Source organism: Candidatus Tisiphia endosymbiont of Dascillus cervinus, assembly GCF_964026405.1.
Classification (GTDB): domain Bacteria; phylum Pseudomonadota; class Alphaproteobacteria; order Rickettsiales; family Rickettsiaceae; genus Tisiphia.
Genome location: NZ_OZ032146.1, coordinates 692265 through 703543, shown reverse-complemented (window position 1 = coordinate 703543; position 11279 = coordinate 692265). Strand labels below are relative to the sequence as shown.

11 protein-coding genes are annotated in these 11279 nt (G+C 32.8%); 6 read left to right on the top strand and 5 right to left on the bottom strand.

All coding sequences use genetic code 11. From position 1 onward, the window contains the following. Nucleotides 1-244: 244 nt before the first annotated feature. Nucleotides 245-1030, top strand: coding sequence for a succinate dehydrogenase iron-sulfur subunit (locus AAGD19_RS03550; protein WP_341748364.1), 786 nt, complete (start codon nt 245-247; stop codon nt 1028-1030). A gap of 295 nt (nt 1031-1325) precedes the next feature. On the opposite strand, the gene AAGD19_RS03545 is transcribed toward AAGD19_RS03550, so the two are convergent. The 5 genes from AAGD19_RS03545 to AAGD19_RS03525 all read right to left on the bottom strand — a co-directional run bounded on the left by AAGD19_RS03545 (nt 1326) and on the right by AAGD19_RS03525 (nt 6280). Continuing rightward, nucleotides 1326-1511, bottom strand: a complete 186-nt coding sequence (locus AAGD19_RS03545) for a hypothetical protein (protein ID WP_341748363.1) — start codon at nt 1509-1511, stop codon at nt 1326-1328. Between the two features lie 251 nt (nt 1512-1762). After that, a complete protein-coding gene (locus AAGD19_RS03540) occupies nt 1763-2098 on the bottom strand; it encodes a polysaccharide deacetylase family protein (RefSeq protein ID WP_341748362.1) in 336 nt (111 codons plus the stop codon). A 282-nt stretch (nt 2099-2380) separates the two neighbouring features. Continuing rightward, on the bottom strand, nt 2381-3229 hold the full coding sequence (gene rsmA, locus AAGD19_RS03535) for a 16S rRNA (adenine(1518)-N(6)/adenine(1519)-N(6))-dimethyltransferase RsmA (RefSeq protein ID WP_341748441.1): 849 nt from the start codon (nt 3227-3229) through the stop codon (nt 2381-2383). Nucleotides 3230-3243: 14 nt separating this feature from the next. Beyond that, a complete protein-coding gene (locus AAGD19_RS03530) occupies nt 3244-4131 on the bottom strand; it encodes a SurA N-terminal domain-containing protein (RefSeq protein ID WP_341748361.1) in 888 nt (295 codons plus the stop codon). Nucleotides 4132-4141: 10 nt separating this feature from the next. Beyond that, a complete protein-coding gene (locus AAGD19_RS03525) occupies nt 4142-6280 on the bottom strand; it encodes an LPS-assembly protein LptD (protein WP_341748360.1) in 2139 nt (712 codons plus the stop codon). 556 nt (nt 6281-6836) lie between these two features. Here AAGD19_RS03525 and AAGD19_RS03520 point away from each other — a divergent pair. The 5 genes from AAGD19_RS03520 (at nt 6837) to AAGD19_RS03500 (ending at nt 11279) form a co-directional block, all read left to right on the top strand. Continuing rightward, nucleotides 6837-7253, top strand: a complete 417-nt coding sequence (locus AAGD19_RS03520; protein WP_341748359.1) for an Rrf2 family transcriptional regulator — start codon at nt 6837-6839, stop codon at nt 7251-7253. A 65-nt stretch (nt 7254-7318) separates the two neighbouring features. Next, nucleotides 7319-8482 (top strand): cysteine desulfurase family protein, encoded by a 1164-nt coding sequence (locus tag AAGD19_RS03515; protein WP_341748358.1) that lies wholly within the window; start codon nt 7319-7321, stop codon nt 8480-8482. Nucleotides 8483-8517: 35 nt separating this feature from the next. Then, nucleotides 8518-9774, top strand: a complete 1257-nt coding sequence (locus AAGD19_RS03510; protein ID WP_341748357.1) for an IscS subfamily cysteine desulfurase — start codon at nt 8518-8520, stop codon at nt 9772-9774. A gap of 46 nt (nt 9775-9820) precedes the next feature. Continuing rightward, entirely contained in the window at nt 9821-11098 is a 1278-nt protein-coding gene (locus tag AAGD19_RS03505; protein ID WP_341748356.1) for a hypothetical protein, read from the top strand. Next, a complete protein-coding gene (locus AAGD19_RS03500; protein WP_341748355.1) occupies nt 11088-11279 on the top strand; it encodes a hypothetical protein in 192 nt (63 codons plus the stop codon). The genes AAGD19_RS03505 and AAGD19_RS03500 overlap by 11 nt, the downstream gene beginning before the upstream one ends.

Sequence of the window (11279 nt, the reverse complement as noted above, 5' to 3'; positions counted from 1 at the left end):
GTCTATTAGCGAAGCACAGTTGTAAGTCTTAAACCGTCATTGCGAGGAGTCGCTGCAAGCGGCGACGTGGCAAGGAGGTCTTGACTATCATGAAGATTGCCACAGTGCCTAACGGCACTTCGCAATGACGATTTTTTAACTTTCAACAGTTGTGCCGTCTACGCGGGGATGACATCTTTTCACCATTGATTACAACTTTTAAATTGCTCTGAAATATAGTTAGAATTTTAGATAAGGAATAAACATGGCAGAACTTAGATTACCACCTAATTCTAAAGTCCGTAAAGGTACTACATATAAACATTCTGGAGAAGCGGTTAAGTTACGTAATATCAGAATTTATAGATATGACCCAAATTCTGAAGAAAACCCTAGAATTGATATTTATGAGTTAGATCTATGCAAAACAGGTCCAATGGTTCTAGATGCCTTAATTAAAATAAAAAATGAAATAGATTCTACATTGACTTTTAGGCGTTCTTGTCGTGAAGGAATTTGTGGTAGCTGTGCGATGAATATAGATGGAACTAACACACTTGCTTGCATTAAGGCTATTGAAGAAATTCGTGGTGATGTCAAGATATATCCTTTACCGCACATGAAGGTAGTAAAAGATTTAGTACCTGATATGTCGCATTTCTATGCTCAATATGAATCGATAGAACCTTGGCTAAAAACTGACAGTCCGCCACCTTCCAATACTGAAAGATTGCAGTCTCTTAAGGATAGAGAAAAACTGGATGGTTTATATGAATGCATATTATGTGCGTGTTGTTCCACCTCTTGCCCAAGTTATTGGTGGAATGGTGATAAATATTTAGGACCTGCGATTTTACTACAAGCATATCGGTGGATTGCTGATTCTAGGGATGAGTATACTGGAGAACGTTTAGATGCTTTAGAAGATCCATTTAAATTATATCGTTGTCATACGATTATGAACTGTACAAAGACTTGTCCGAAAGGTTTAAATCCAGCTAAAGCTATTGCAGAGATAAAAAGCCAAATAATAGAACGTCACGGAGTGTAAAGCGAATAGACTTACTTAACCTAAGTTCGATATAGCATTATGTATACTCGATGAAAATCAAGAATTGCGTTGTCGTCTTCAGGGATCTTCGGTGCTCACGTACTAATGTACGCTCCGCTCCTCGACCCTTTGACTCCTAGCACTTCATGATTTTGCTCTTCATCTATTAACTCTTCATTTACGAGCAGTATATATACTCTTCTGCTTTGAAGAATTGTTTTTTGGAAATATCATGGATTCGCATGCTCACCATTTATTTTCAAATCCGATTCTTTAAAGCATTTATAGATAAAAATCACTCTACATGATAATTTTTAATAAAATCAAACTTATAATTTTTTTTATGCAAAAGATCAACTAACTGACTTAAATTTTCTTTGCCATTAAATTGGTCTTGAAACATCTCATCATGCATAAGTAAAATTAATTTATTAGGTAAGGCAGTATCATTTCTGTTAAATTTATCTTCTATCTCTTGCACTAATTCATCTAAGGATTGAATTGGCTTGCCATGCTGATTATGAGCCCATTCTAAATCCCAGCCATATAGATAGAAGCCATTTTTATATATTCCATCATCATCTATTCTTTCTACTTTATCTTCTTCTTTTGAAATATATGGATCATCTTTACTTAGGTTAGGAAGACGGAATACATCTCTACCTGGTAGTCTAGTATTGACATGTGAACCAGTGAAACCAAAAACAGTATTATTTTTTTTAAGATCCTTAATTACATCCGGAAGCTGATGATAAAAATTCCTATAGTGGTTATGTGGTTATTAGCGTGAGTATAGCTGTGATTTCCTATTTCAATAAAAGGGTTTTTTTTAGCTAGATCAACAGCTTTCTTTAGGCTAGGACTCGAATTATCATAATGTAATCCTACCATGAACATGGTAATGGGAGTCTTTTTTTGGGTCATGACATTAATAACATTTTCGGTTCCTCCAAGAGGACCATCATCTGATGTTATATAAATTGTTTTATTTGTATCTGCACATAATGCATAAGGTAGATTTACTATAGCTACGAAACAATATATTAGGAAGATTTTGGTTATTCTCATAAAAATATACCTGAGATTATATGGTTAAGTAGGTTGCTTTTACCGTAAATAGAATTGTATCATTACATTACCAAGTATACCAAAGTAAAAAATTGACAATTAACAATAAATATTTACTGGTAGTGATATTAATAGCAATGTAGTGATTCATTTGAGTATACTCAGGTAGAACTTCAAGAATTGGCATTCCCGCGACCAAAGATATCCGCTGCTCCGTTACTCATGTACACCTAGCAGCTCGACTTTGCTACTGCCTAGCTCTTCTTGAAGTTATATTATCGTCTACCCAACTCTTGAAATCATAGTAGTATATAATTTTGCTAAGGACAAATAATCTTGCGATGATAAATTTTCAGATCGAGAAGAATTATCAATCTTTAATTGAGATAACAAATCTTCTATGTGCGGGGTTAGTTTCTTCAAAGATGATTTAATCATTTTACGACGTTCACTAAAGGCTAGTTTGGTAATTAGTTCAACTTTCCCAATTAGTTCAAGTGTTAATGGATTATTAAAAGGCACAAGTCTAACTATTGCAGAGTGGACTTTTGGTGCAGGGTAGAAAGCTTGCGGATTAACATCAAAGCATTTTTCAACTGAACAAAGTAACTGACATATTATTGATAATCTGCCATAAGATTTTGTCCCAACTTTACCACATATTCGCTCTACAACCTCTCTTTGCAGCATTAAAGTCATACTACTTATTAAGTATGATTTTTTTAACCATTTTATGACTAACTCTGTACCTATTCGGTAAGGTAAATTTGAAATAATAGTTATTTTATCATGTGTTTTGTCATGACTTAAGGTTGATAGATCAAATTTAGAAGCATCTGAATGAATAATATGTAGATTAGGGTATAACTCTCTTATTTCCGTCAGTAACGGTATGCATCTAGCGTCAGTTTCAACCACAGTTAAAGATTTAGGGTTGTAAGAAAGGATAGCTCTAGTGAGTCCGGCTGTACCAGGACCAACTTCTAATACAGAGTCATTTTCTCGGAGGCCACTTACGCTAACTATTTTATCACACAGACTACTATCAAAAATGAAATTCTGACCATATCTCTTAATAGGAACAATGCCATGTTGGCTGGCATGCTTGGCGATTGAAGGTAGTGTACTCAGATCATTCGAGTATATCACAAAGGTAACATTATTTTGATATATGCTTTCTTACGCATATCCTCAAAGTATTTTTGGGCTTTTTGTGACATTTTTTTATTGGTCAGAAGATTTACTACATAATTATTTTCATCTAGAGTAATATTAACTATCTTTTTATTACACATTAAGATTAACTTAAACCCATCTTGCATCTCGAAAACACTACTTTTCTCTCCTGTATTTAAATCCTTGAGAATTGTTTGTAGCGTAGAATCTAGAGTACTTAAATTTTGATTGACTATCTCTAACGTAGAAAAATCTTTATATAAAGATTCTTTGATATCGTGACAATTTGTAAGGCGTTTTTGTAACCCATACATCTTTTGCAAAGTTTTATCCTGTTTATCTTTTGAAGTAAAGATTTGAGCCGATACTTCTGCATCTTTTGAATTAGTCGCTAATATTATAGCATCAACTTCTTTTGCACTAATAGCAACTGATCTAGAAATACTAGATAAAATATTCATTTTGATAATTTCAGCACCAATCTGAGATTTAAAACTATTAATATCTACAGATTTACTCTTCAAAAGTTGCATTAATTGTCCTTTTGCCATTTTATTACGTTGCTCAATAGTCTCTATAGACTCATTTAACTCACTATCAGAACTTTTTTTACCGTTTACAGACTGATAAAGCAATAAATCATCAATCACGCTGTTAATTGCCATCTTGTCAAGTTGCTTATCTGTTTGAGAATCAGGATTGTTAATATTGTTAAGTGCCATGATCATGTGTTTTCTAGCTAAAAATTCATGTAATGTAATTGGCTCATTATTAACTAATGCAACTATATTGGATAATTCTGCTTTCGCTATAGCTAGGTTAAAAACGATAGCAACTAAACAAAATAACTTCTTCATAATTTTAGACTCACATATTTAATATTTTTAAACCTATAGAAATAGTAGGTACAGCAGAATTCTTTTTTATTCCCCTACTACCATCTTCCATGTAATTGTCTGAAAGTTTTCCGGCTATTCTAACACAATCATTTAAGTATGTCACTTGGATACTCTTAGAAAGAACATTTAGTTTGCTTTTTGGCCAATTTACTCTCATATCATAGACAACTGACCAATTTTCTGTTAATTGATAAGTGAGATTATAGTAGAATTGCCTTATTTTCTCATCAGTTAATTTATCTGTAAAATAATATTTCTGTAAATTTGAAATCTGAACCAATCCAGCAGTTAACTGAATTTTCTTAGAGTTAAGACTTCCACCTAATTCATCTCTAATTGGATCAAAATTTCTACTTTTTCTAAATCTATAGAATAGCTCTATCTTATCAGAAAAACTACTAGCAATTCTACCAACATTTTCGATACTATTAATAGAGTTAATATTAATAGTAGTGTTATAGGTTTGTCCTAGAAATAAACTTGTATAATTCTCCTCCGATAGTATAGAAGAATTAACCCCATAACTTAATCTATTGCCAAATTCATGATAATCTATACCACTATAACGATTCGAATTGAATATATTATTTTCTGATAGTTCATATTTTGATGGATCAATAAAGGAAAATTTCTTATTATAATTATGTCTACGTCCAATAGTCACGGATATAATTGGTTCTACAAACAGGCTAGTTTTATCAAAAATTGTTCCAACTAATGGATAACTCCAAATATTTTGGATTTCAGGTATATTTCTAGTTAGAACATGATTAGTCCTAGAATCATTTAGATATAGGTGATTAATAAAATATACATCTGATCTATTCCGTAAGGTAACATTAAATAAATGACCTGCCTCAGTTAAAAAATTATTATCCACTGCCAGTTGTAATGCAACTCGACCTAGTTCCTTTCCGCTTCTTTCTTTATAAATTAATGCATTATTCTCTACAACTAAGTTACTAGTTTCTTCGTCATTTAGAGGTATAACATTCTTAGTTCTAACCTTGGGGAAAATTAATGGATTCGTACTACTAGAATCATTTGTTCCCAATCCCTCAAAATATATTCCTTCCGTCAATAAGTAATTATAATTATTGACATGCTCTAAATATAACTTAGACATCAAATACGGAGTATAATTGTTATAGTAATTTTTTAAATAAGCTTTATCAGAAGTACGTTGTAACCTAAATCCATATCTATAATCGTTTTTGATAAAATTACCATTGCTTAATAGATAATATGAGTCCACCTTACGGTTTTTTATCGTTACATCACCATCCTTTATGGAATATGGCACTTTACCATAATTAGCGTCTAAAGATATATAATCAGTTTTATTCGGTTTGTAACGAGCTTCTAGTTCGAGAATTTTATATATAATATTATGCTTTTGCCAAAAAATCCTAGGGGTTAGAGTAAAGTCTAGATTAGGTTTAGCTCTATAATATAGCGGTATTCCCAAAGCATTATCCCGCACTCTAGGTATCAATATTCCCGATTCTGCGGAAGCCTTAGGTGTTGGATGAGAAAAATATGGTATATACAAGATTGGTACACCATATACCTCAAAAAATAGGTGATTATAAACCATTTTATTCTTATTAAGATATATCTCAGTATTTTTTGCAGAAACTTGCCAAATAGGTTTTTGGTTACATAGTATTTTGCATGGAGTAAAGGTACTATTATGCAGACGAAAAACATCTTCATTTACTCTTTCTGCTAGTTTTGATACTAATAGTGTATTATCACCAAAATATAAAATAAAATCTGAGATTATCCCTGCCTTTAGTTTGTCTTTTAATATGACAATATCTCCTAGAATAACTCTATTTTGCTGATCTTTAATTCTAATATCACCTTCAGCCCAAAGTTTATCTTGCCCTATATCATAAATCAAAGAATTAGCTGTTAGGAAGTAATTATCCAATATAACTTGAACATCACCTTTAGCATAAATAAACTGTTCTTTTTGGTTATATTCAATATAATCCGCTGACATAAAGCTAAATTGTTTGTTCATCCCTTGCTTATCAGCTATTGCAAAACCAAAAACCGATAACAAAGTAATAATAATCAATATATTGCAGAAAACTCGCATTAAAGATAACTTTTGAAGTGAGGGGGTATGTAAAATGCAGTCATTTAGTATCATAGTACTATATAACCAAGTATGCAAGTTTAAGTAGGTATAATAGTCCTCGATGTTCTAAGAGTGATGTTATCCCAGCGTAGGTAGCGGGATCTAAAAATGTTGATAGTCTTCCCAGCTGGTTTTTTAGACCTCTACTTTCGCAGGGGTGACAGCGAAGACTGGAATAACACCGAGGCTGCTTAAGTTAACAAAACTTGAACGCTTAGTTATATACTAAATTTGATATATTTATACGATAATTCGACGTTAAATAGTAGTAATTTTTAAAATTAGGCTGCAAGCTTGTAAAGTAAGAGATATAACCTTCAATTTACTTTCTATATCATCTAGCCTTTCAGGTTATTTTTTGAATCCCCACTATAGCTCAGATGATATCAGTAGTAGTTAAACTTAAGTTTTATATTAATTATTGACTGCGATTTTTAAACCGCCATGATAAAATAATACTTGACTAAATTAGTAGGGTATTATATAGTAATGTTATTATAGTGGAGTTGTTTGTATGCAATTAACTACAAAGGGGCGATATGCTGTAATGGCTATCTTAGAAATCGCATCGCAAATGTCGGATATACCTGTTACCTTGGCTGAAATTTCGGTGAAACAAAATATACCGGTCAACTACTTGGAGCAAATTTTTGCAAAGCTTAAGAAAGCTAATATAGTTAGATCAGCGAAAGGTCCAAAAGGTGGTTACATCATTAATGAAAAATTAAATAATATCAAGATTACTGATATTATTGATGCGGTAGATGAGAATATTGAAATGACAAGATGTTTAAGAAAATCTCAGAATAGTTGCGTACCTAATAAAGTAAAATGTAACGCTCATCATTTATGGTTAGGTTTAAGTAAGCATATAAGGAACTATTTTGACACCATCTCTGTAGCTGACATGCTAGCTGATACACTAGATTAGCTCTAAAAGTTTTTGAAAATTATTTTAACTTATGTATTAGTGGACGAATAAATTATGTTATATATATGTTATATTTAGACCATAATTCCACTACTAACGTTCATCCTAAGGTTAAGGAACTTATGAAGAATTTGCTCGAAGAAGCATATAATCCGTCTTCTATTCATACCAAAGGGCGTTATGCTCGGAGTTTAATGGAAATAGCTAGGCAGCAGGTCGCGAAATCTGTTGGCATTGATATAAATTCTAGGGAATATCAGGTAATTTTTACTTCCTCTGGCACAGAGAGTAATAATTTACTGATGAGTAATTATTATGATGGAGAAATTTTTGTTTCTGGCATAGAGCATTTATCGATTTTTGATCACACTAAATATCGAGATAATATTAAAATTATTAGGGTAGATAGTGATGGTGTTGTTAATGCTCAGCATTTAGGAGAACTACTATCGGTTAGTCATAGCAATAAAAAGCTCGTGTCTATAATGCTAGCTAATAATGAAAGTGGTGTTGTGCAAAATATACAAGAACTGGTTAAAATTGCCCAAAAATATGGGGCAGTATTTCATAGTGATTGCGTACAAGCAGTTGGTAAAATACCGGTCAATATTAAAGAATTAGCAGTTGATTTTGCTACTATATCGGCTCATAAATTAGGGGGAATGCAGGGAAGTAGTGCTTTAATTGTCAAGGCAGGACATACGCTTAAAGCGATGATGATTGGTGGAGGGCAAGAGAGAAATATTAGATCAGGTACAGAAAATGTGCCAGCAATCGCTTCGTTTGGGCTTGCATCATCAATAGCTGCTGATGAGGTAGAAGATAGATATAATAAAATGAAGAAATTACAAACATATTTGGAGCAAAATTTACTCAACTATAAAAATGTAAAAATAGTGTCAAAAAATGTTGAAAGACTACCTAATACTACCTTGATGATTGTGTCCAAAACTGATGCACAAACCAAGTTGATAGCTTTTGATTTACGGGGTATAGCGGTTAGTTCCGGTTCTGCCTGTTCATCAGGGAAAGTTGGTAAATCACATGTATTATCTTCTATGGGATTTAGTGAGGATGATGCTAGGTCTTCGATTAGGGTGAGTTTTGATTATCAACAAACTATTGAAGATGTTGTGACATTTGTTAAAGCGTTTGAAGAAGTATATTACCCGTTTTTATGTCATTCCCGCGTAGGCGGGAATCTATATCCCACATCGAAGCAAGGATGACATTCCTGTTGGAATGACACTAAGGAATAACTAGTATGGATGAATTAGAAAAATTAAGACAAAAAGTAAAATTAAGTGGTAAATCACTACCGATTTATATGGATTATCAATCGACAACTCCTATGGATCCAAGGGTCTTGGAATGTATGTTGCCATATTTTACCACTAAGTTTGGTAATCCGCACTCTAGGAGTCATTCTTTTGGCTGGGAAGCTGAAGAGGCTGTGGAAAAGTCAAGAGAACAAGTAGCAAAGCTTATTGGTGCCGATCCTAAAGAAATTATTTTTACTTCTGGAGCTACGGAGTCTAATAATTTAGCAATAAAAGGTATTGCTAAATTCTATGGTAGTAAAAAAAATCACATAGTGACAGTGATAAGTGAACATAAATGCGTTTTAGATGCTTGTCGGCATTTAGAAAATGAAGGTTTTAAGGTAACATATTTGCCAATTCAGCCAAGTGGTTTGATTAATTTACAACAATTAAGAGATGCCATAACTGATCAAACTATGTTGGTATCAGTGATGGCGGTAAATAATGAAATAGGTGTCATCCAACCAATTAAAGAAATTGGTAAAATTTGTCGGGAATTAGGGGTATTTTTTCATTCAGATATCGCCCAAGGATATGGTAAAATTCCTATAGATGTTAATGATTGTAACATTGATCTAGCAAGTATTTCCGGGCATAAAATTTATGGTCCCAAAGGTATTGGAGCTTTATATGTAAGGAAAAAACCTAGAGTACGATTGATGCCAATTTTAAATGGTGGTGGACAGGAAAGAGGCATGCGTTCTGGAACTCTACCAACTCCTTTAATTGTTGGGTTTGGCAAGGCTGCTGAAATAGCTCTGCTTGAGATGCAAAAAGATGCTAAGCATGTAGAAGAACTTTTTGATAGGTTTTATGGTAATATTACTAAAGAAATTGCCGACGTTTATCTAAACGGTGCTAGGCATAATAGATATAAGGGGAATCTAAATCTAAGTTTTGCTTATGTGGAAGGTGAGTCTATGATACTAGCTATTAAAGATCTAGCCGTTTCGTCCGGCTCTGCTTGTACATCATCTTCGCTTGAACCATCATATGTGCTAAAAGCTATGGGTGTTGATGAAGAAATGGCACATACCTCTATTAGGTTTGGTATTGGTAGATTTACCACTAAAGAAGAAATAGATTATGCTGTAGAGTTAATAAAGTCAAAAATTAACAAGTTAAGAGAGCTAAGCCCTCTTTGGGAGATGGTTCAAGAAGGAGTTAATTTAAAGCAAATCAAGTGGGCGGTACATTGATGAATGTGTTGTATTAATAATAATTAACTAAAAATATGGAAGAATAATGAAAGAATTGGAAGGATATTTAGAGAAGGAAAAGGGTATTGTTGATCTAACTGGATATAAGTGTGAAAATTGGAAGATAGAAGATTTAATACAGCTTATACGGGACAACCAAAATGTTACAATACTGAAATTAGCGGATACTGATATTTCATGTAAAGATTTACAGCTGTTGATTCAGAGTGGTGCATTAAATGATATTACGGAGTTGGATTTAAGTAATAATCAACTTGCGGATGGTGATATGAATGTTATACCATTCAATAAGCAATTGTTAAGTAAACTGACTGTTCTTAACTTACGTAATAATTGCATGGAGAATAATGATGTAGAGGTTATAGTAGAATCTAATTTGGTGCAGCAGCTTACCAATCTTGACTTAAGTGGTAATGAGATTGAAAATGAAGGGGCAGAATGTATAGCAAATGCTGATTTTGAGAATTTAATAGAGCTTAATTTAGCAAGTAATTCGATAGGTGATGAAGGGAGTACAGCTATATTAACCTATAGTGGCTTATCAAATCTTAAGGTACTTAATCTATCTTTCAACGCTATTACTGATCAAACGATGGAGGATATAAAAGAATATTATGATAACGATGATGGATTAAATGGGTTACAGGAGTTTTATATTGGTGCTAACTCTATTACTGCAAAAGGAGTGAGAGATTTAGTAAATACTGACGACTGCTTTAAAAATCTTCATACATTATCATTTGATAATGCTGGTTGTGAAGATGAGTTTATTGGTGATGAAGGGGTTAAAGCCATAGTGAACTCAGAAGGATTTCCTAATCTTACTAATTTGTCATTCGCTGCACAAGAGATAACTGATACAGGGGCTGAATATATTGCAAAATCTAAGAATTTAAAAAATCTTAAAGTTCTAGATATACAAGATAATAATATTCATGATGAAGGAATGAGAGATATAATAACATCTAAGAATTTACCAAAACTTAAGAAGTTGTGTTTTGCTGGTAATACTGTATATCCGATTATGGTTATGGAGGTCAAAAAATGGAGTGTTGATAAGGAGAGAGAGACTTCATTTGATAAAAATTTAGATAAGTTGTTAGAAGCTATATATAATAAAACATTATCGTTAATAGATATTATATTTAAATTATGTGAGGTTAAGATTGAGATTAAAGATGAATGTACAGAGGAAAAGAAGGTTGTTAATGAATGTACAGAGGAAAAGAAGGTTGTTAAACCAGGAATAAAATATGCTCAACATATTTTAGACGATTCTGAGCAATATCCCTTTGGACATTAATGATAAAGATAGTCAGGGGCGTTCATTTGATGACCTTGATACTCAATATTCATGTCTTAATATGTGGTTAATTAACAGATTCCCTGATCATACATTCCCTTGTGGTGATCATACAGCTCTTGACAGGCAACTATCTGCTAAGCTACTAGGAAGTACCATAAGTGATGGTGCAGAACATTAA

Coding starts and splice junctions, on each gene's coding strand:
- AAGD19_RS03550 (WP_341748364.1), top strand. CDS start 245: ATGGCAGAACTTAGATTACCACCTAATTCTAAAGTCCGTAAAGGTACT.
- AAGD19_RS03540 (WP_341748362.1), bottom strand. CDS start 2,098: ATGAGAATAACCAAAATCTTCCTAATATATTGTTTCGTAGCTATAGTA.
- AAGD19_RS03530 (WP_341748361.1), bottom strand. CDS start 4,131: ATGAAGAAGTTATTTTGTTTAGTTGCTATCGTTTTTAACCTAGCTATA.
- AAGD19_RS03525 (WP_341748360.1), bottom strand. CDS start 6,280: ATGCGAGTTTTCTGCAATATATTGATTATTATTACTTTGTTATCGGTT.
- AAGD19_RS03520 (WP_341748359.1), top strand. CDS start 6,837: ATGCAATTAACTACAAAGGGGCGATATGCTGTAATGGCTATCTTAGAA.
- AAGD19_RS03515 (WP_341748358.1), top strand. CDS start 7,319: ATGTTATATTTAGACCATAATTCCACTACTAACGTTCATCCTAAGGTT.
- AAGD19_RS03510 (WP_341748357.1), top strand. CDS start 8,518: ATGGATGAATTAGAAAAATTAAGACAAAAAGTAAAATTAAGTGGTAAA.
- AAGD19_RS03505 (WP_341748356.1), top strand. CDS start 9,821: ATGAAAGAATTGGAAGGATATTTAGAGAAGGAAAAGGGTATTGTTGAT.